The sequence below is a fragment of the Pseudomonas sp. FP1740 genome (assembly GCF_030687165.1).
GTDB lineage: Bacteria > Pseudomonadota > Gammaproteobacteria > Pseudomonadales > Pseudomonadaceae > Aquipseudomonas.
Genome location: NZ_CP117461.1, coordinates 4,463,849 through 4,485,098, shown reverse-complemented (window position 1 = coordinate 4,485,098; position 21,250 = coordinate 4,463,849). Strand labels below are relative to the sequence as shown.

At 60.4% G+C, this 21,250-nt stretch carries 12 protein-coding genes, 1 other RNA gene and 1 pseudogene; 8 read left to right on the top strand and 6 right to left on the bottom strand.

All coding sequences use genetic code 11. The annotated features are described in order from the left end of the window. Positions 1-19: 19 nt before the first annotated feature. From guaD to xdhA, 4 genes are all read right to left on the bottom strand, one after another. Entirely contained in the window at positions 20-1,318 is a 1,299-nt protein-coding gene (gene guaD / locus PSH69_RS19905) for a guanine deaminase (RefSeq protein WP_305409542.1), read from the bottom strand. Positions 1,319-1,379: 61 nt separating this feature from the next. Further along, the gene (xdhC, locus tag PSH69_RS19900) at positions 1,380-2,225 is read right to left on the bottom strand and encodes a xanthine dehydrogenase accessory protein XdhC (RefSeq protein ID WP_019579882.1); all 846 of its coding nucleotides are present in this window, start codon (positions 2,223-2,225) and stop codon (positions 1,380-1,382) included. A gap of 124 nt (positions 2,226-2,349) precedes the next feature. After that, positions 2,350-4,746, bottom strand: coding sequence for a xanthine dehydrogenase molybdopterin binding subunit (gene xdhB / locus PSH69_RS19895; RefSeq protein ID WP_305409541.1), 2,397 nt, complete (start codon positions 4,744-4,746; stop codon positions 2,350-2,352). Further along, complete coding sequence (xdhA, locus tag PSH69_RS19890) at positions 4,739-6,193, bottom strand: xanthine dehydrogenase small subunit (RefSeq protein ID WP_305409540.1); 1,455 nt, start codon at positions 6,191-6,193, stop codon at positions 4,739-4,741. The genes xdhB and xdhA overlap by 8 nt, the downstream gene beginning before the upstream one ends. Before the next feature lie 266 nt (positions 6,194-6,459). On the opposite strand from xdhA, the gene PSH69_RS19885 reads away from it, so the two are divergent. From PSH69_RS19885 to ffs, 6 genes are all read left to right on the top strand, one after another. Further along, entirely contained in the window at positions 6,460-7,119 is a 660-nt protein-coding gene (locus PSH69_RS19885; RefSeq protein WP_305409539.1) for a GntR family transcriptional regulator, read from the top strand. Positions 7,120-7,121: 2 nt separating this feature from the next. Then, positions 7,122-10,610: a chromosome segregation protein SMC gene (gene smc, locus PSH69_RS19880; protein ID WP_305409538.1), complete on the top strand. Its 3,489-nt coding sequence runs from the start codon at positions 7,122-7,124 to the stop codon at positions 10,608-10,610. A 258-nt stretch (positions 10,611-10,868) separates the two neighbouring features. After that, positions 10,869-11,717, top strand: coding sequence for a cell division protein ZipA (zipA, locus tag PSH69_RS19875; protein WP_105339596.1), 849 nt, complete (start codon positions 10,869-10,871; stop codon positions 11,715-11,717). Between the two features lie 213 nt (positions 11,718-11,930). Continuing rightward, a complete protein-coding gene (gene ligA / locus PSH69_RS19870; RefSeq protein ID WP_305409537.1) occupies positions 11,931-14,288 on the top strand; it encodes an NAD-dependent DNA ligase LigA in 2,358 nt (785 codons plus the stop codon). Positions 14,289-14,415: 127 nt separating this feature from the next. Next, positions 14,416-15,579 carry a putative zinc-binding metallopeptidase gene (locus PSH69_RS19865; protein WP_305409536.1) on the top strand — a complete coding sequence of 388 codons (1,164 nt, stop codon included), beginning with the start codon at positions 14,416-14,418 and terminating at the stop codon, positions 15,577-15,579. A gap of 155 nt (positions 15,580-15,734) precedes the next feature. Next, positions 15,735-15,831, top strand: an RNA gene (ffs, locus tag PSH69_RS19860) — signal recognition particle sRNA small type. A gap of 185 nt (positions 15,832-16,016) precedes the next feature. Here ffs and PSH69_RS19855 read toward each other — a convergent pair. Continuing rightward, on the bottom strand, positions 16,017-16,331 hold the full coding sequence (locus PSH69_RS19855; RefSeq protein ID WP_007933342.1) for a helix-turn-helix domain-containing protein: 315 nt from the start codon (positions 16,329-16,331) through the stop codon (positions 16,017-16,019). Positions 16,332-16,739: 408 nt separating this feature from the next. On the opposite strand from PSH69_RS19855, the gene PSH69_RS19850 reads away from it, so the two are divergent. Then, entirely contained in the window at positions 16,740-18,440 is a 1,701-nt protein-coding gene (locus PSH69_RS19850; RefSeq protein ID WP_305409535.1) for a bifunctional diguanylate cyclase/phosphodiesterase, read from the top strand. A 30-nt stretch (positions 18,441-18,470) separates the two neighbouring features. On the opposite strand, the pseudogene PSH69_RS19845 reads toward PSH69_RS19850, so the two are convergent. Continuing rightward, positions 18,471-18,994: pseudogene (locus PSH69_RS19845) on the bottom strand (hypothetical protein). 145 nt (positions 18,995-19,139) lie between these two features. Between PSH69_RS19845 and dnaX the strand changes: the two are divergent. Further along, complete coding sequence (dnaX, locus tag PSH69_RS19840) at positions 19,140-21,227, top strand: DNA polymerase III subunit gamma/tau (RefSeq protein WP_305409534.1); 2,088 nt, start codon at positions 19,140-19,142, stop codon at positions 21,225-21,227. Positions 21,228-21,250 lie beyond the last annotated feature (23 nt).

Sequence of the window (21,250 nt, the reverse complement as noted above, 5' to 3'; positions counted from 1 at the left end):
TTTTTATGCCCGGAAGATCTTAACGCTGATGCACCAGATTCCCCGCCGCATACGTCTGCAATACCGTCCGGTCATCCCCCAGCGTCATCAACACAAACAACGTCTCGGCAATGTTATTGGCCTGCTTCAGGCGATAACTCAGCAACGGCGTCGCGTTGTAGTCCAGCACCAGGAAGTCCGCGTCGGTGCCCGGATGCAGGGTGCCGATCTGGTCTTCCAGCCGCAGCGCGCGGGCGCCGCCGAGGGTGGCGAGGTACAACGACTTGAACGGGCTCAGCCGCGCACCCTGCAGCTGCATGACCTTGTACGCTTCGTTCAACGTTTGCAGCAGCGAGAAACTGGTGCCGCCGCCGACGTCCGTGCCCAGTCCGACATTCAGTTTGTGCTTCTCGGCCATCGGCAGGTTGAACAAGCCGCTGCCGAGGAAGAAGTTCGAGGTCGGGCAGAAGGCGATAGCCGAACCGGTTTCCGCCAGGCGCGCGCATTCGTCGTCGCACAGGTGCACGCCATGGGCGAACACCGAGCGCTCGCCGAGCAGTTGGTAGTGATCGTAGACGTCCAGGTAGCCCTTGCGCTCCGGGAACAATTCCTTGACCCACTCGACTTCCTTGAGGTTTTCGCTGATGTGGGTCTGCATGTACAGATCCGGGTATTCGCTGAGCAACTGGCCGGCGAGGGTCAGTTGCTCCGGGGTGCTGGTCGGGGCGAAGCGCGGGGTGACGGCGTAATGCAGGCGGCCCTTGCCGTGCCAGCGCTCAATCAGCGCCTTGCTTTCGACGTAGCTCGATTCGGCGGTGTCGGTCAGGTAGTCCGGCGCGTTGCGATCCATCATCACCTTGCCGGCGATCATCCGCAGATCCAGTTGCTCGGCCGCCTCGAAAAACGAGTTCACCGATTGCGGATGCACGCTGCCGAAGACCAGTGCGGTGGTGGTGCCGTTGCGCAGCAGTTCCTTGATGAAAATATCCGCCACTTCGTCAGCGTGAGCCTTGTCGGCGAACTGGCTTTCGCACGGGAAGGTGTAGGTGTTCAGCCAGTCCAGCAGTTGCTCGCCGTAGGCGCCGACCATGCCGGTTTGCGGCAGGTGAATGTGGGTGTCGATGAAACCGGAGGTGATCAGTGCGTCCTGGTAATGGGTGATCTCGATGTCGGCCGGCAGCGCTGGCAGCAATTCGCTGGCGTGGCCGATGGCGTTGATCTGGCCGTTCTCGACCACCAGCAGGCCGTCTTCGAAATATTCGTAAGAGGCTTCGATGCCCACTTCGGCAGGGTCGGCGATGCTGTGCAAAATGGCGGCGCGGTAGGCTTTGCGAGTCATTGGCTTGGGTTCTCAATTAGTTCGAAGCTTTTCAATTCGAGGCTTTTCAATTCGAAGCTCTTCAGTTAGAAGCTTGGCTGCGGCGCGAAGCAGGCAGCAGTTTGGCGATCGACGATCCGGCGCTGGCGGTGTGCTGGCCGAAATTCGCGTTATAGGTGGCGATGATTTCGCCAGCGATGGAGATGGCGATTTCCACAGGTAACTTGCCTTTGACTTCGCCCAGCCCCATCGGGCAGCGCATGCGTTGCAGCACGGCGCTGTCGAAACCACGATCACGCAGGCGGTGTTCGAACTTCACCCGTTTAGTCTTCGAACCGATCAGGCCGAAGTAGGCGAAGTCATTGCGCTTGAGGATCGCGGCGGTGAGTTCGAGGTCGAGCTGGTGGTTGTGAGTCATGACAATGCAGTAGCTGCCAGCGGGCAGGTCATCGACTTCATCCAGCGGTTCTTCGGTGACGATTTTGCGCACACCGTGGGGGATCTGTTCGGGGAATTCGGCTTCCCGCGAATCGATCCAGCGCACCCGGCAGGGCAGGCTGGCGAGCAGTGGCACCAGCGCCCGACCGACGTGGCCGGCACCGAATACAGCAATCTGCGCTTGCACCTGGCCCATCGGTTCGAACAGCAACACGGTCACGCCGCCGCAGCACTGGCCCAGGCTGGCGCCGAGGCTGAAGCGCTCCAGATGGGTGTCCTGCCGGCCGCTGGCAAGCATCTCGCGGCCGATCTGCATGGCCTTGTATTCCAGATGCCCGCCACCAATGGTGTCGAACGTTTGCGTGGCGCTGATGACCATCTTCGAGCCGGCATTGCGCGGCGTCGAGCCGAGCTCTTCGATGATGGTCACCAACACACAGGGTTCACCCCGGTTTTGCAGGTCGGCGAGGGCGTCGATCCAGTTGTACATGTTCACCTCTCAAGATCGTTCCCACGCTCGGTGTGGGAGTGCATCTCTGGACGCTCCGCGTCCGCTGTTCACAATGCGACGCAGAGCGTCGCGGGCTGCATTCCCACGCCGAGCGTGGGAACGATCAAACCACTACCTCCGACTCAGTTTCGACGGCCTTCACCGCCTTCAACTGACGCATCTGCTCACAGCCCCACAACACCCGCTCCGGCGTCGCCGGCGCGTCGATTTTCGGTTGATGCCGGTAGTCGCCCAAACTCGCCACGGCGTCCTTGATCGCGCACCAGACGGCGATGCCAAGCATGAACGGCGGCTCACCCACAGCCTTGGAATGGAACACCGTGTCTTCCGGGTTCTTGCGGTTTTCCACCAGCTTCACCCGCAGGTCCAACGGCATGTCTGCCACGGCCGGGATCTTGTAGCTGGCCGGGCCGTTGGTCATCAGTTTGCCTTTGTCGTTCCACACCAGTTCTTCCATGGTCAGCCAGCCCATGCCCTGGATGAAGCCGCCCTCGACCTGACCGATGTCGATGGCCGGGTTCAGCGAAGCGCCGACGTCGTGGAGGATATCGGTGCGCAGCATCTTGTACTCGCCGGTCAGGGTGTCGACGATCACCTCGGCGCAGGCCGCGCCGAAGGCGTAGTAGTAGAACGGCCGGCCGCGAGCCTGACTGCGGTCGTAGTAGATTTTCGGAGTCTTATAGAAGCCAGTGCTCGACAACGACACCTGGGCGAAATACGCCTGCTGGATCAGCGCTTCGAACGTCAGGATGTGATCGCGAACCCGCACATGCCCGTTGTGGAATTCCACGTCTTCTTCGCTGACCTTATATTGCCGCGCGGCAAATTCCACCAAGCGTTTCTTGATGATTTCCGCGGCGTTCTGTGCGGCTTTACCGTTGAGATCGGCACCGCTCGAAGCAGCTGTCGGCGAGGTGTTCGGCACTTTGTCGGTGTTGGTCGCGGTGATCTGCACCCGGTCCATTTCCACCTGGAATACTTCAGCCACGACTTGCGCAACTTTGGTGTTCAAACCCTGGCCCATCTCGGTGCCGCCGTGGTTCAGGTGGATGCTGCCGTCGGTGTAGACGTGGATCAGCGCACCGGCCTGGTTGAGGAAACTGGCGGTGAAGGAAATACCGAATTTCACCGGGGTCAGCGCCAGGCCTTTTTTCAGGACCGGGCTGTTGGCGTTGTAGCGACGGATCGCTTCGCGGCGCTCGGCGTACTGGCTGCTGGCTTCCAGTTCGGCGGTCATTTCCTCGAGCATGTTGTGCTCGACGGTCTGGTAGTAATGGGTGACGTTGCGCTCGGTCTTGCCGTAGTAGTTGGCTTTGCGCACCGCCAGCGGATCGAGGGCCAGATGACGGGCGATGGCGTCCATCACTTCTTCGATCGCAACCATGCCTTGCGGGCCACCGAAGCCACGGTAAGCGGTGTTCGACGCGGTGTTGGTCTTGCAGCGGTGACCATTGATGGTCGCATCGCCCAAGTAGTACGAGTTGTCGGCATGGAACATCGCACGGTCGACAATCGACGCCGACAAATCCGGCGAGCAACCGCAGTTACCGGCCAACTCCAGGGCGATACCGTGCAGGCGGCCGGTGCTGTCGAAGCCCACGTCGTACTCAACGTAGAACGGGTGACGCTTGCCGGTCATCAGCATGTCTTCAACACGCGGCAGGCGCATTTTGGTGGGTTGACCGGTCAGGTGCGCGATCACCGCGCACAGGCACGCCGGGCTTGCCGCCTGGGTTTCCTTGCCGCCGAAACCACCGCCCATGCGGCGCATGTCGACGACGATCTTGTTCATCGACACGTCCAGCACTTCCGCCACCAGTTTCTGCACTTCGGTGGGGTTCTGGGTCGAGCAGTAAACGATCATCCCGCCGTCTTCAGTCGGCATCACCGAAGAGATCTGGGTTTCCAGATAAAAGTGTTCCTGGCCGCCGATGTGCAGCGTGCCCTGGATACGATGCTCGGCAGTGGCCAAGGCGTTGGCCGAATCGCCGCGCTGGTGGGTATGGCTGTCGAGCACGAAATGGCGTTTGCGCAGGGCTTCGACCACGTCCAGAACCGGTTCGAGGTCTTCGTATTCGATGATCGCCGCCATCGCGGCTTTGCGCGCGGTTTCCAGGTCTTTCGCCGCGACGGCGAGCACCGGTTGACCGACGAACTGCACATCATCGATGGCCAGCAGCGGATCGCCCGGCAACAGTGGGCCGATGTCTTTCAGGCCCGGCACGTCTTCGTGGGTGATGGCGATGCGCACGCCTTCAAAGGCGTAGCAGGGCTTGGTGTCGATGCTGATGATTTTCGCGTGGGCGCGGTCCGAAAGCCGTGCATAAACGTGCAGCTGATTGGGGAATTCCAGCCGATCGTCAATGTACTGCGCTTCTCCGGACACATGCTTGGCGGCGCTGTCGTGCTTGACGCTGCGGCCGACGCCGGTGGTCAGGTCCTTGGCGAACAATTCAGCCAGTTCGGCTTGGGTCTTCTCTACGGCGTGATGATTAGACATAAGCGGTCACCCGAGTCTCGATGTGCGGTGTTTGCAGTTCGATGAAGTATTTGCGCAGCAGGTTCTGCGCGCTGAGCAGGCGGTATTCCTTGCTGGCGCGGAAGTCCGAGAGCGGTGTGAAATCTACGGCCAGCGCGGCGCAGGCGCGTTCAATGGTGGCGTTGTTGAACGGTGCGCCAACCAGCGCGGCTTCGCAGTTCTTTGCGCGTTTGGGGATGGCCGCCATGCCGCCGAAAGCAACGCGGGCGTCGGCGACTACGCCATTGTCGATGCGCAGGTTGAAGGCTGCGCAGACTGCGGAAATGTCGTCGTCCAGACGCTTTGACACCTTGTAGGCGCGGAACAGTTGTTCAGCGCTGGCGCGGGGCACGATGATCTTCTCGATGAACTCGCTTTCCTGGCGCGCGGTGACCCGGTAATCGATGAAGTAATCTTCCAGGGCCAGGGTGCGGCGAGTCTCGCCTTTGCACAGCACGATCTGCGCGCCAAGGGCGATCAGCAGCGGTGGAGAGTCACCGATCGGCGAGGCGTTGCCGATGTTGCCGCCGAGAGTGCCCTGGTTGCGAATCTGCAACGAAGCGAAGCGCTGCAGCAATTCGCCGAAGTCCGGGTACTCGGCCTTCAAAGCGTCGTAACAGTCGGAGAGGGCGGTGGCGGCGCCGATTTCCAGGCGATCGTCGAAGCGTTCGATGCGCTTCATTTCGGCGACGTTGCCGACGTAGATCATCACCGGCAAGGTGCGGTGGAATTGCGTGACTTCCAGCGCCAGGTCGGTACCGCCGGCCAGCAGGCGGGCCTGTGGATAAGCGTCGTAGAGGTCGGCCAGATCGGCCACGGTCAACGGCACCAGGCAGCGTTTGTCGCCACTGTTGAGTTCACCGATGTCGGTGGGGGCGATGGCTTTCAGGCGAGCGATGGTTTGCGCTTCGCGAGCATCGAACTGATCCGGTTGCTTGTCGCAGCAGGATTGCTCGGCGGCGGCCAGGATCGGCCGATAACCGGTGCAGCGGCAGAGGTTGCCGGCCAGGGCTTCGTGGGCCTTGTGGGAGTCCGGTTGATCGCTGTTCTTTTGCAGGGCGAACAGCGACATGACAAAGCCCGGTGTGCAGAAGCCGCATTGCGAGCCGTGGCACTCGACCATGGCTTTTTGCACGCTGTGCAGTTGGCCTTGGTGCTTGAGGTCTTCGACGCTGATCAGTTGCTTGCCGTGCAGCGACGAAACAAAGGTCAGGCACGAGTTGAGGCTGCGATAGCGAATGTGTTCGCGGCCGCTTTCGTCTGTTTGCAGTTCGCCGACCACCACAGTGCACGCGCCACAGTCACCGCTGGCGCAGCCTTCTTTGGTGCCGGGCTTGCCCACATGTTCGCGTAAGTAATTGAGCACAGTCAGGTTCGGGTCCAGGGCGTGCTCGCTACGGAGTTCCTGGTTGAGTAAAAACTGGATCACGGATGGCCTCGCAAACTCATTATTGTTGTTAACCGACATGAGCCGAATTTATCAGGTCTGACTTTTCGGTCAATGATTTTCTGACTTAAAGGTCAGGAAATGGCATTTTGTCGATCAACGACTCGTTCCTTCATTATTGACCCTCACGGGATAGCCTGCTTTCTGCTTGAATCGTGCCAAAAACCGCTGGGTGGGCACTCCGCCATGACGCCTCAATTGCGCTACACTGCGCCGCTTGTGCAGATCGAAGAGTTTGAAGGACAACCATGACGTTCAAGGCGCCGGACAGCCTCGCCGAGCAAATCGCTCACCACCTCGCCGAACGTATCATTCGCGGCGAAATGAAGCCGGGGGAGCGCATCCAGGAACAGAAGGTCACGCTGGCCCTCAATGTCAGCCGCGGTTCAGTCCGTGAGGCCTTGCTGATCCTCGAACGCCGCCACTTGATCGCGATTTTGCCGCGACGTGGCGCCCACGTGACCGAACTGACGGCGCATAAGGTGAAGAGCCTGTGCACGCTGATGAGCGAGTTGTACATCTTGCTCGGCAACGCCGTGGCCAGCGGTTGGCAAGTCCAGGCCGACATGGCGCCGTTCGTGCAGATCCAGCAGCGCCTGACCGCCAGCTACGAACGCCAGGACATCCGCACGTTCGTCGACGACAGCTTCAGCGTGATGCGTGCCGCGTATCCGTTCGCCAACAACCCGTACTTGCAGGAAACCGTCGAGAATCTGCAGCCGGCCATGAGCCGCGCGTATTTCCTCGCGCTGGACCAACGCAAGGCCTCGATGAGCGAGTTCCTGGAACTGTTCGAACGCCTGCTGGCCGCCGTGCTGGCCCGTGATTTTGCGCAGATCCGCGTGGTGCTGACGGCGTATGCCCAGCGCAGTTGCGATCTGGTGATTTCTGCCCTGACGGTCGCTTAAGCGTGCGCCTCAAGTGCATCAAGCTGGCGGGGTTCAAATCCTTCGTCGACCCGACCACGGTGAACTTCCCCAGTAACATGGCGGCGGTGGTCGGGCCCAATGGTTGTGGCAAGTCGAACATCATCGACGCCGTGCGTTGGGTGATGGGCGAGAGCTCGGCCAAGAACTTGCGCGGCGAGTCGATGACCGACGTCATCTTCAATGGCTCCACCAGCCGTAAGCCGGTGAGCCAGGCGAGCATCGAGCTGGTGTTCGATAACTCCGACGGCACCTTGCTCGGCGAATGGGCGGCCTATGCGGAAATTTCCATTCGCCGCAAAGTGACCCGCGACAGCCAGACCACCTATTACCTCAACGGCACCAAATGCCGCCGCCGCGATATCACCGACATTTTTCTGGGTACCGGCCTCGGACCGCGCAGCTATTCGATTATCGAGCAGGGGATGATCTCCAAGCTGATCGAATCCAAGCCCGAAGACCTGCGCAATTTCATCGAAGAAGCCGCCGGTATTTCCAAGTACAAGGAGCGCCGGCGCGAAACCGAAAACCGCATCCGCCGCACCCACGAAAACCTGGCTCGCCTGACCGACCTGCGCGAAGAGCTCGAGCGTCAGCTTGAACGCTTGCACCGCCAGGCCGAGGCTGCCAAGAAGTATCAGGAATACAAGGGCGAAGAGCGTCAGCTCAAGGCTCAGTTGTCGGCCCTGCGCTGGCAGGCGTTGAACGAGCAGGTCGGCCAGCGCGAGGCGATCATCGGCACTCAGGAAATCACCTTCGAAGCCCTGGTAGCCGAGCAGCGCAATGCCGATGCGGCCATCGAACGCCTGCGTGACGGTCATCATGACCTGTCCGAACGCTTCAATCTGGTGCAGGGGCGCTTTTATTCGGTCGGCGGCGACATCGCCCGGGTCGAGCAGAGCATCCAGCACGGTCAGCAGCGCTTGCGTCAATTGCAGGACGACCTGAAAGAAGCCGAGCGTGCTCGACTGGAAACCGAGTCACACCTGGGCCACGACCGCACCTTGCTGCTGACCTTGGGTGAAGAGCTGGACATGCTCACGCCGGAACAGGAGGTCACCAGCGCCGCCGCCGAGGAAGCCGCCGCCGCGTTGGAAGAGTCCGAAACCACCATGCACGGCTGGCAGGAGCAGTGGGACACCTTCAACCTCACCGCCGCCGAGCCACGTCGTCAGGCTGAAGTTCAGCAGTCGCGGATCCAGCAGCTGGAAACCAGCATGGAGCGATTGGCCGATCGTCAGAAGCGTCTGGCCGAAGAGCGCGCGCTGCTTTCGGCGGACCCGGAAGACGCGGCGATCATGGAACTCAGCGAGCAGTTGGCCGCGTCCGAGGCGACGCTGGAAGACTTGCAGGCCAGTGAAGAGGCGCAAGTCGAACGTCTTGAGCAACTGCGCCAAGAGTTGCAGCAAGCGTTGTCGGCGCAGCAGCAAGCCCAAGGTGATTTGCAGCGGCTCAACGGTCGGCTGGCGTCGCTGGAAGCCTTGCAGCAAGCCGCGCTCGATCCGGGCACCGGCACCGCCGAATGGCTGCGCGAGCAGCATCTGGCGGATCGTCCGCGCCTGGCCGAAGGCCTGAAAGTTGAAGCGGGTTGGGAGCTGGCGGTGGAAACCGTGCTCGGCGCCGACCTGCAAGCGGTGCTGGTGGACGACTTTGGCGATTTCGATCTGGCCGGGTTTGCCCAAGGCGATTTGCGCCTGCTCAGTCCGGCCAGCGATGGCGTGCGCATGCCCGGCAGTTTGCTCGACAAGGTCGAGGCGCAGATCGATCTGTCGCCATGGCTGGGGCAGGTCAAGCCGGTCGGCAGCCTTGAACAGGCCTTGGCCTTGCGCGGGCAATTGGCCGTCGGCCAAAGTCTGATCAGCCGCGACGGTTACTGGGTCGGCAGGCACTTTTTACGCGTGCGTCGGGCCAGTGAAGCGGAAAGCGGCGTGCTTGCTCGCGGCCAGGAAATCCAGCGCCTGGGCCTTGAGCGCGAAGAGCGCGAAGCCACGGTCGAAACCCTGGAAACCCAGCTTCAGAATCTCAGGGCGCAACAGCGTCAGCAGGAAAACGGCCGCGAACACTTGCGCCGTCTGCTGCAAGACGAAGCGCGTCAGCAGGGCGAACTGAAAGCCCAGTTGTCGGCCGGTAAAGCCAAGGTCGAACAGTTGACCCTGCGCCGCAGCCGTCTGGATGAAGAGCTCACCGAGCTCAGCGAACAGCGTGCCCTGGAGCACGAAAACATCGGCGAAGCGCGCCTGCAATTGCAGGAAGCCCTCGACAGCATGGCGGTGGATACCGAGCAGCGCGAGTTGCTGCTGGCCCAACGCGACAGCCTGCGCGAACGCCTCGACCGGGTGCGCCAGGAAGCCCGGCAGCACAAGGACCATGCGCATCAATTGGCGGTGCGCATGGGTTCGCTGAAGGCGCAGCACGATTCCACCCGTCAGGCCCTTGAGCGGCTGGAAATGCAGGCAGAGCGCCTGACCGAGAAGCGCGAACAACTGAGCCTCAATCTGGAAGAGGGCGAGGCGCCGCTGGAAGAGCTGCGGCTGAAGCTCGAAGAGTTGCTCGACAAGCGCATGACCGTCGACGAAGAGCTCAAGACCGCGCAAATCGCCATGGAAGACGCCGACCGCGAACTGCGCGATGCGGAAAAGCGCCGCACCCAGGCCGAGCAGCAATCCCAGTTGATTCGCAGCCAGCTCGAACAGCAACGCATGGAATGGCAAGCGTTGACGGTGCGGCGCAAGACCTTGCAGGATCAATTGCTTGAAGACGGCTACGACCTCAATGGCGTGCTCGCCACCCTGGTGGCCGGAGTCAGCGAGAAAGACGCCGAAGAAGAACTCGAGCGTATTGCCGCGCGGATTCAGCGCCTCGGCGCGATCAACCTCGCGGCCATCGACGAATACCAGCAACAATCCGAGCGTAAACGTTATCTGGATGCCCAGAACGACGATCTGGTGGAAGCACTGGACACTCTCGAGAACGTGATTCGCAAGATCGATAAGGAAACCCGAAACCGCTTCAAAGATACCTTTGATCAGATCAATGGCGGTTTACAGGCCCTTTTTCCAAAAGTTTTCGGTGGAGGACGCGCGTATTTGGAACTGACGGGCGAAGATCTACTCGATACAGGGGTAACGATCATGGCGCAGCCGCCTGGAAAGAAGAACAGCACCATCCATTTGCTCTCCGGTGGCGAAAAAGCCCTGACCGCATTGGCCCTGGTATTTGCCATCTTCAAGTTGAATCCGGCGCCGTTCTGCATGCTCGATGAAGTTGACGCGCCATTGGATGACGCTAACGTTGGACGCTACGCGCGGCTGGTCAAAGAGATGTCGCAGACGGTGCAGTTCATCTATATCACCCACAACAAGATCGCCATGGAAATGGCCGATCAGTTGATGGGGGTGACGATGCACGAACCGGGTTGCTCGCGTCTGGTGGCAGTGGATGTGGAGGAGGCGATGGCCATGGTGGACGCCTGAGTCATTGGGTGTAGGGCAAGTAATTTTGAGCTGTAGGGCTTTTTTACCTGCCTTGATTTGATGGCTAATCGACATATTCGCGCCAGCCAATGTGACAGACGGTGTAAAGTTATCTTTGGTCGTGCTAGTTTAATGTCAATTTTTCGTATACGTGGGCAAAACGCCTGTCAGAACATAGAGTTGGCGCCACGTTTTAAAGCGGTTTACACAATGTAAACCCCTTATTTTTCAGCATTTTTTATAGAGGCACGGGATTACATGGAAATCGGTCTGCGCGAGTGGCTGATCGTCATCGGCATTATTGTCATTGCCGGTATTCTTTTCGATGGCTGGCGTCGCATGCGCGGCGGCAAGGGAAAACTGAAATTCCGTCTCGACCGAAGTCTGTCCAACCTGCCGGACGAGGACACCAGCGCCGAGCTGTTGGGCCCGCCCCGCGTGCTGGACACCCAGAAAGAACCGCAACTGGACGAGCACGACCTGCCGTCGGTGAGCATGCCTGCCCGTGAACCGCGCGAGTCGGGTTCCAAGCGTGGCAAGCGTGGCCATGGCGAGCCGTCGCAAGGCGATATGAACCTCAGCCTGGACCTGGACGGCGGCCCGAGCTTCAGCAGCCGTGACGATTTCCCGGATGACACCAAGTCCGCCAGCCCTGCCGACAAAGAGCAGCCGCAAGCCGAAGAAGTGCTGGTAATCAGCGTGATCTGCCGCGACCCGGCCGGCTTCAAGGGCCCGGCGCTGCTGCAGAACATTCTGGAAAGCGGTCTGCGTTTCGGCGAGATGGACATTTTCCACCGCCACGAAAGCATGGCTGGTAACGGCGAAGTGCTGTTCTCGATGGCCAACGCGGTCAAGCCGGGCGTCTTCGATCTGGACGATATCGATCATTTCAGCACTCCAGCGGTGAGCTTCTTCCTCGGTCTGCCAGGCCCGCGTCATCCGAAGCAAGCCTTCGACGTGATGGTGGCGGCGGCGCGTAAACTGTCCCAGGAGCTGAACGGCGAGCTGAAAGACGACCAGCGCAGTGTGCTGACCGCTCAGACGATTGAGCACTACCGTCAGCGTATCGTTGAGTTTGAACGCCGCGCATTGACCCAGAAGCGCTAAACGAATGACTGGGGCAGGCTTCTGTGGCGAGGGAGCTTGCTCCCGCTGGGCAGCGAAGCAGCCCCATCCAGATGCACCGCATTCACTGGTTTTACGACGGCTTCGCCGCCGAGTGGGAGCAAGCTCCCTCGCCACCGTGTCCACAGCTTTGCGCTACCGTATTTAAAAGATTGAGCAGCCTCGGCTGCTCTTTTGCTTTATGAGAGAACACCCATGACTGCCGCCGAAACCCGCATTCTAGAGCTGCGCGCCGAGCTCGATCAGCACAACTATCGCTACCACGTGCTGGATGAACCGAGCATTCCGGACGCCGAATACGATCGCTTGTTCCATGAGCTCAAGGCGCTCGAAGCAGCCCATCCCGAACTGATCACCAGTGACTCGCCGACCCAGCGCGTCGGCAGTGCGGCGCTGTCGGCGTTCACTCAGGTGCGTCATGAAGTGCCGATGCTCAGCCTTGGCAACGCCTTCGAAGAAACCGACATGCGCGAGTTCGACCGTCGGGTGACGGAAGGTCTGGACCTGCCGGTCGGCGACCTGTTCGGTGGCGGCGCAGCGGTGGAATACAGCTGCGAACCCAAGCTCGATGGCCTGGCGGTCAGCCTGCTGTATCAGGACGGTATGCTGGTGCGCGGCGCCACTCGCGGCGATGGCACCACGGGCGAAGACATCAGCGTCAACGTGCGCACCGTGCGCAATATCCCGCTCAAGCTGCATGGCAGCGGCTGGCCGGCGACCCTGGAGGTGCGCGGCGAAGTGTTCATGTCCAAGGCCGGTTTCGAGCGGCTCAACTCCACGCAACTGGAAATGGGCGGCAAGACCTTCGCCAACCCGCGTAACGCAGCGGCAGGTAGCTTGCGGCAGCTGGATTCAAAGATCACCGCCAACCGTCCGCTGGAATTCTGCTGCTACGGCATCGGCCAGGTTTCCGCCGATATCGCCGACACGCACATTGGCAATCTGCAGCAACTCAAAGCCTGGGGTATGCCGATCAGTCATGAGTTGAAATCGGCTCGTGGCATCGATGAGTGCCTGGATTACTACCGCGACATCGGCGAACGCCGCAATGCGCTGCCCTATGAAATCGACGGCGTGGTGTTCAAGGTCAACAGCATTGCCTCCCAGCGCGAGTTGGGTTTCCGTGCCCGCGAACCGCGTTGGGCCATCGCGCATAAATTCCCGGCGATGGAAGAGCTCACCGAGTTGCTCGATGTGGAGTTTCAGGTCGGTCGCACCGGTGCCGTGACGCCGGTGGCACGCTTGAAACCGGTCAAGGTCGCGGGGGTCACCGTGGCCAACGCGACCCTGCACAACATGGATGAAGTCGCGCGCCTGGGCCTGATGATCGGCGATACGGTCATCATCCGTCGTGCCGGTGATGTGATTCCGCAAGTGGTGCAAGTGGTCATCGAGCGTCGTCCTGAGGATGCACGACCGGTACAGATTCCCGAGCAGTGCCCGGTCTGCGGTTCGCATGTCGAGCGTACGCAGCTGGTGAAACGCAGCAAGGGTCGCGAGACTGTCAGCGAAGGCGCGGTGTATCGCTGCGTCGGCCGTCTGGCCTGCGGTGCGCAACTCAAGCAGGCGATCATTCACTTCGTTTCGCGTCGCGCCATGGACATCGAAGGGCTGGGCGAGAAGAGCGTCGAGCAATTGGTGGATGAAGGCCTGGTGAGTTCGCCGGCCGATCTCTATGCCCTGACGTTCGAGCAGATCGTCGATCTGGAAGGCTTTGCCGAGCTCTCGAGCAAGAACCTGCTCAGCGCCATCGAAGACAGCAAACGACCGAGCCTGGCGCGGTTCATCTACGCCTTGGGCATTCCTGATGTCGGCGAAGAGACGGCCAAGGTGCTCGCGCGTTCTCTCGGCTCGCTGGAGCGTGTTCAGCAGGCGTTGCCGCAAGTGCTCACGTACCTGCCGGATGTCGGGCTGGAAGTGGCTCACGAGATTCACAGCTTCTTTGAAGACCCGCATAACCAGCAGGTGATTGCCAATCTGTTGAAGCACGGCCTGCAGATTCAGGATCAGGGGGCGTTGGGTGCCGAATTCGCTGCAAGCACCACGCTTGGCGGTTTTCTCGACAAGCTGAACATTCCTTCGGTCGGGCCGGGCGGGGCGCAGAAGCTCGCCGACAAATTCGGCTCGCTTGAAGCGGTGATGAATGCTGATTGGCTGGACATGCGTCAGGCGTTGCCGGAGAAACAGGCGACCTCGGTTCGAGAATTCTTTGCAGTGACGCAAAACCGTCAACTCGCCGAGGCGGCCGAAAAGCAGCTGAGCGATTTCGGCATGCATTGGCAGAGCGAGAAGAAAGTCGTCGAAGGATTGCCGCTGGCTGGGCAGACCTGGGTGCTGACCGGTTCGCTGGAACTGATGAGTCGCGATATCGCCAAGGACAAGCTTGAAAGCCTCGGGGCCAAGGTGGCTGGTTCGGTGTCGGCCAAGACCCATTGCGTGGTCGCGGGACCGGGTGCGGGTTCGAAGTTGACCAGGGCCAATGAGCTGGGGTTGAAGGTGCTGGATGAAGAGGCGTTTGTCGAGTTTCTTCGCAAGCACAATATCTCGGTTTAACTGAGCGTTCCCACGCTCTGCGTCACAGCGGACGTGGAGCGTCCGGGGCGGCATTCCCACGCAGAGCATGGGAACGATCATGTCTGAGCAATGATCTAGTCTTGGCAGGCCCCAGGGAGAGATCGCCATGTACCGCTTTTTCGAACAGCTCAGTTCACGCATCGCCGCGCCCTTCATGGGTGAGCGTTCGCGCAACAGCAAGGTCTGGCATTGTCGCTGCGGGCAGTCGCTGTTCTTTCACAACAGTCAGTGCCTGGCCTGTTCGGCGGCGCTGGGTTACCAGCCGCAGCAGAGTCGCTTGTCATCATTGCAACCCGGCCCGCAGGCGGATACCTGGTGGCTCGATGCCGACCCTGACGTCGGTATTTTCCGCCGTTGCGCCAATCTCGATTCCCCGGCTGCGTGCAACTGGTTATTGCCGGCCAATCATCATGATGGGTTGTGCATCGCCTGTAGCCTGAACCGCACCATCCCCGACCTGTCGATTCCCGAGAACCACGAGCGCTGGCGCAAAGTGGAAACCGCCAAGCGTCGTCTGGTGGCGCAGTTGCTCAGCCTGGGCTTGCAGGTCATTCCCAAAACGGTGGACGAAGAGGCTGGTCTGGCCTTCGATTTCATCGGTATCGACCTCGAAGGCAAGCCGCCGACCACCGGGCACGCCAACGGCCTGATCACCCTCGATATCAAAGAAGCCGACGACGCCCACCGCGAGCAGGTTCGCGTGCAGATGCACGAACCCTATCGCACGCTGCTTGGTCACTTTCGGCACGAGACAGGGCATTACTACTGGGACCGACTGATCGCCAACAGTGCCTGGCTGGAACCGTTCCGCGGCCTGTTCGGCGACGAGCGTGTCAGCTACGCCGAGGCTCTTGAACAGCATTATCAACAAGGTGCGCCGCTCGACTGGCAGCAACATTACGTCAGCGCCTACGCCACCATGCACCCTTGGGAAGACTGGGCGGAAACCTGGGCTCACTACCTGCACATGATGGATGCGGTGGACACCGCCCTGGGTTTTGGCATGAGTGCCCAGGAAATGGATTTCGACTATCAGCCGTTTCCGCCCAGCACGCTGTTCGATCCGCAGCACCCCGGCGGTCCGGCGTTCCTGTCGTTCGTCAATGCATGGATCGAGCTGGCCGGCATGCTCAACGAACTGTCACGCAGCATGGGCCAGCCGGATTTCTATCCGTTCGCCTTGCCGCCGGCGGTGATCGCCAGGCTGCACTTCATTCACTTGGTGATCCAGCAAGAGGGCGGCCGGGCGGATGAAGTGTTGGTGCAATAGGATCAAAAGATCGCGGCCTGGTCGCGATCTTTTGAAGGCCAGCGCATGTCCTTGAAGCAGCTCATGTTTTTTAATCCGCCCGAACGGTTGTAACTTCGTCTCAGATAGGTACAATGGCGCGGCTCGCCGTCAGGTGAGCGTCGTTATGGTGACCCCATCGGTCCCCCCGCAACGATTACCCGTGAACCTGGTCAGATCCGGAAGGAAGCAGCCACAGCGGGAACATTGTGTGCCGGGGTGTGGCTGGTGGGGTTGCCTCCATAACGCAACACGAACCCTCTTTCGTGTTTTCTATCTAAAAATACTGTTTTGCTTTCCCTGCCATGGAGCTCATCCAGGGCGGCTTTTCGTCGTTTCCGAATGAAACAGCGGGATATAAAAAAGGAGGCCGATCTGTCGTATTCGACAGGTCGGCCTCCTTTTTTTGATTGTAAGCATCAAGGCTTGGACAAGGCCTGGTCAACCGCTGCGATCAGCTTTCCCAGATCCTTCGGGGTGGCTTTGTGTATGACGCTGAACAGGTACGCTCGCTGTTCATCCTCGTCGCCTAGATCTGCGAAAAAGGCTTTCAGCTTCACACCCAGCACGTCGGCAAGCAGGAACAATGCTTCCACGCTGGGGGTATAGGTGCCAGTTTCGAAGCGGCTGATGGTTTTGGGGTCAAAACCGGTTTTTTCGCCGAGTTCAGCCTGAGTAAGCCCTGCGACCTTGCGGTAGCGTCGGATGGCTGGACCCAAACTTGAAATTTGCATCGCTCAATTCCCATTTAGAATCAAGAACTTAACGATAGATTTTTGCATTAGGCAACTGCATGATCCATCACCTTGCTTTGCAAAATGTGATGCATTTCGTAGAATCGCCGCTTCGGAGGGGGTTTTGGTGATCTGCTGTCTGAAGTTTAGGCGATATGAAACAGCCAGCATTGTCTTCCCTTGCCGGGTGTGCAGAGAAGTCGTTGGCGGTCTGAAACCCTCGCGAAATGTTACCAGAGTCGGTGTTGCTACCTTGCCCGAGACTAGTTGATCTTCGGCGGTCCAGGGGCCATCAAATGCTGTTCATGGAGTGATAACGTGTCTCTGCGCTGTACGTCTCAAAACATCTCTTCCGGGCATCTTGCACTGGTCGAGCGGTACCTCCGCTAGCGACAGTGAGCCTCACTCATGGATGAGAAATACCGCAGGGCCGTGGATGCCGCCGCAATTTTTTCCGAGACTGATCTCAACGGCCGGATTACTTACGTCAACGATCAGTTCTGCGTCGTGTCCGGCTACAGCCGCGAGGAATTGCTGGGGCAAAACCATCGCCTGCTGAACTCCGGCCTGCATTCCGCCGATTTCTTCGCTGCCATGTGGCGCACCATTGCTCTGGGCAATGTCTGGAAGGGCGAAATCTGTAATCGCGCCAAGGATGGCAGGTTGTATTGGGTCGACAGCACCATGGTGCCGGTGCTCGACGACACCACCGGGCTCGTCGACCGATACCTCTCGATTCGTTTCGACATCAGCGAAAAACGTCAATTACTGCAATCCCTGCAATGGCGGGTCGGGCATGACGTGCTGACCGGGCTGCCCAATCGCGCGTTCCTGTCGGATTTGCTGGATCAGGCGCTGGAGTTTTCCCGGCAGGAAAACATTCCGCTGGCAGTGTGCATGCTTGACCTCGACGGGTTCAAAGCGGTCAACGACGGCTACGGTCACGCCAGTGGCGATATGTTGCTGGTGGAAGTGGCCAAGCGTCTGCGTGACATTGTGCGCGGCGAAGATGTGGTGGCGCGATTGGCCGGTGACGAGTTCGTGCTGGTGTTGCGTTACGTGCGTGATGTGCCGGAATTGCGCGCGGCGTTGAGTCGCGTGCTGGGGGCGATCTCGGCGCCTTACACACTGCACGGCAAGGACATCAATGTGTTTGCCAGTATCGGCGTCACCCTGTTTCCCCATGACAACGAAGATGCCGAAACCCTGCTGCGCCACGCCGACCAGGCGATGTATGTGGCCAAGCAGCGCGGGCGAAACCGCTTTCATCTGTTCGATGTGTCCCGGGATCAAGAGGTCAAAGCCACGCACCAGACCGTCGAGCGGGTGCGTCAGGCGCTGGTCTCCGGTGAATTTCGCCTGCACTTTCAGCCCAAGGTGAACATGCGCCGTGGTGAGGTCGTGGGTTTCGAGGCCTTGTTGCGGTGGCAGCACCCGCAAAACGGCATGGTGCCGCCCCGGGAGTTTTTGCCGCTGGTGGAGGATACCGACCTGATCATCGATATCGGCGAATGGGTGATGGACCAGGTGCTGGCGCAGTTGCACCGCTGGCAACAAGCGGGGCAGGGCTGGCCGATCAGTATCAACATCGCGGCGCGACATTTTCAGCGCGCGGATTTCGTCGACCGGCTCAGACAGGTACTCGCTCGGCATGCTCAGGTTGCCCCGCGGATGCTCGACCTGGAAATCGTCGAGTCGGTGGCGATCGAGAATATCCAGCATGTCAGCGCCTGTTTGCAGGCCTGTCAGGCGTTGGGGGTGCAGTTTTCCCTGGGTGATTTCGGCACCGGTTATTCGTCCCTGAGTTATCTCAAGCGTTTACGCACCCAGACTATCAAGATCGACAAGTCATTTGTGCGTGACATTCTGAATGACCGGGATGACCTGGCCCTGACCACGGCGGTGATTGGCCTGGCCCGGGCATTCGGTCGGCAGGTGATTGCCGAGGGGCTGGAAAGCCTTGAGCACGGTGAGTTGTTGTTGCGGCTGGGGTGCGAAGTCGCTCAAGGCTATTTCATCGCCCGTCCGATGCCGCCCTCCGAGGTGCCGGCCTGGGTGGCGGGGTTTGTTGCCCCGTCGCAATGGCAGGCACTCGATCAAATAGCCTGACTCGCTCTATATGGCAGCCTTCGGCAGTTGCTACGGGGTCGGGTTACCGGTATAGAGCCGGATGGTCACTGATCTCCCCCGACGTTTTCATTTGCTGCAACGTACGCAAAATGCGTTGTACCGGCACTTTCGGGTCATTGCGCACGTAACAACTGATAGGCTGTTCCTGCACCAGCGCTACGCTTTTCAGTTGCTGGTCGGGCAGCAGGCGCTGGTTGAACCAGTCCAGGGTCCATCGGTTGCTCACCGCGTAGCGATAGCGTCCAGCCAGCAGCTTTTCCAGCACCTGTTCCTGATTGCGTGCGTCCTCGCGGTGCAGCCGGTCGGCGTCGAACAGCGGTTGCAGGGTCGGGTAGCTATAGCCGAGCACGGTGCCGATCGACTGTTGTGGCAGGTCCGTTGGATTGACAGAGTCGGGTGGGCCTTGCCGGCCGGTCGCGCTCGATTTGCACCAAGGGCATGGCCCAGCTGTCCGGCACGACAAAGCGCAACGGCACTTCGGCGGCCGCGACGCTCAGGCTGACTAATAGCAGTGCCCCCAAGGCAAAGTGCATAAATGCTCCGGTACGGCTCAAACCTGAGCTGATAAAAGCTCCTCAAAGTGCAGCTTAGCCAGAATAGACGAGCGCACCGGATGCAATTTTGGCCTTGCTCCGCTAGCATTAGCCGCTTCTGCTTCCTTCGCTGCGACGGTTTTCGATGAGTTATCAGGTTCTTGCACGTAAATGGCGTCCGCGCTCGTTCCGCGAAATGGTCGGCCAGACCCATGTGCTCAAGGCTCTGATCAATGCCTTGGACAGCCAGCGGCTGCACCACGCCTACCTGTTTACCGGTACCCGCGGGGTTGGCAAGACCACCATCGCGCGGATCATCGCCAAATGCCTGAACTGTGAAACAGGTATCACTTCGACGCCCTGTGGCGAGTGCTCGGTGTGCCGCGAAATCGATGAAGGCCGCTTCGTCGACCTGATCGAGATCGACGCCGCGAGCCGGACCAAGGTCGAAGACACCCGCGAACTGCTCGACAACGTGCAGTACGCGCCGAGCCGCGGGCGCTTCAAGGTCTACCTGATCGACGAAGTGCACATGCTTTCCAGCCATTCCTTCAATGCGCTGTTGAAAACCCTCGAAGAGCCGCCGCCCTACGTCAAGTTCATCCTGGCTACCACCGATCCGCAGAAACTTCCTGCAACGATTCTCTCGCGGTGCCTGCAGTTCTCCTTGAAGAACATGACCCCTGAGCGGGTGGTCGAGCATCTGAGCCATGTGCTGAGCGTCGAGAACGTGCCGTTCGAAGACGATGCGCTGTGGCTGCTGGGTCGCGCCGCCGACGGTTCGATGCGCGATGCCATGAGCCTGACCGACCAGGCCATCGCCTTCGGTGAAGGCAAGGTTCTGGCCGCCGACGTGCGGGCGATGCTCGGCACCCTCGATCACGGCCAGGTCTATGACGTTCTGCATGCGCTGATCGAAGGCGATGCCAAGGCATTGCTTGAGGCCGTGCGCCATCTGGCCGAGCAAGGCCCGGACTGGAACGGCGTGCTCTCGGAAATTCTCAACGTGTTGCACCGTGTTGCCATCGCCCAGGCCCTGCCTGAAGGCGTCGACAACGGCCATGGCGACCGCGATCGCGTATTGGCGCTGGCCCAGGCCCTGCCGGCCGAAGATGTGCAGTTCTATTACCAGATGGGCCTGATTGGTCGCCGGGATTTACCGCTGGCACCGGATCCGCGCGGCGGTTTCGAAATGGTCCTGCTGCGAATGCTCGCATTCAGGCCGGCAGACACCGAGGACGCTCCGAGGCAACCGCTAAAGCCAGTGGGGATCAGCCAGGCCACAGTTGATTCCGCAAACTCAGTGGCTGCCGCGCCGATTGTTGCGCCGGTAGTCGCTGCGGCCGTGGCACCGGTTCCAGTGGCGCCCGTGGTTGCACCAGTACCTGTCCCGGCCGTTGCGCCTGAGCCCGTCGCGCCGGTGGCGGTGCCTGAGCCCGAGCCAGTGGTCGAGCCCGTAGCGGTCGAAGAAGTCGTCGATCTGCCCTGGAACGATCCGGTAGAGTCTGAGGTTGTCCAGCTGCCCGCCGTCGAGCCGATGCTGGAGACGGCCGGCGAACAACCCGAATTACCACCGATGCCCATGCCGACACCGGACAGCGTGGTGCCGGATGCGCCTGAGTGGGCCGCTGCGCCGATTCCGGAACCGTCCGTGGCCGAAGTCGATGCCGCCACGCCAGGCATCGACCTGGATGACGAGCCGCCGCTGGACGAGGACTATATCGAGCCGGACATGGATTCGGCCTACAGCTACCTCGACGATCTGGCCAGTGAGCACACCGCCGAACCTGCGGCGCAGCCCGAGCCTGAACCGGCCGCGATGCCGGCCACCGGCCTGGCCCTGCAATGGCTGGAATTGTTCCCGAAACTGCCAGTGTCTGGCATGACCGGCAGCATTGCCGCCAACTGCACGCTGATCGCCGTCGATGGCGACAATTGGCTGTTGCATCTGGACCCGGCTCACAGCGCCCTGTTCAACGCGACGCAACAACGTCGCCTCAACGATGCGCTGAACCAGCACCACGGGCGCACGCTGACCCTGAGCATCGAGCTGATCAAGCCTGAGCAGGAAACCCCGGCCCAGGCCGCGTCCCGGCGTCGGGCCGACCGTCAGCGCGAGGCCGAGGAGTCGATCCATGGCGATCCGTTCATCCAGCAAATGATGCAGCAGTTCGGGGCGGTGGTCCGTCACGATACTATTGAACCTGTCGAGGCCCTGGTCAGTCAGGGCTAATAACTGAAGGCGCTTGGCCGCAC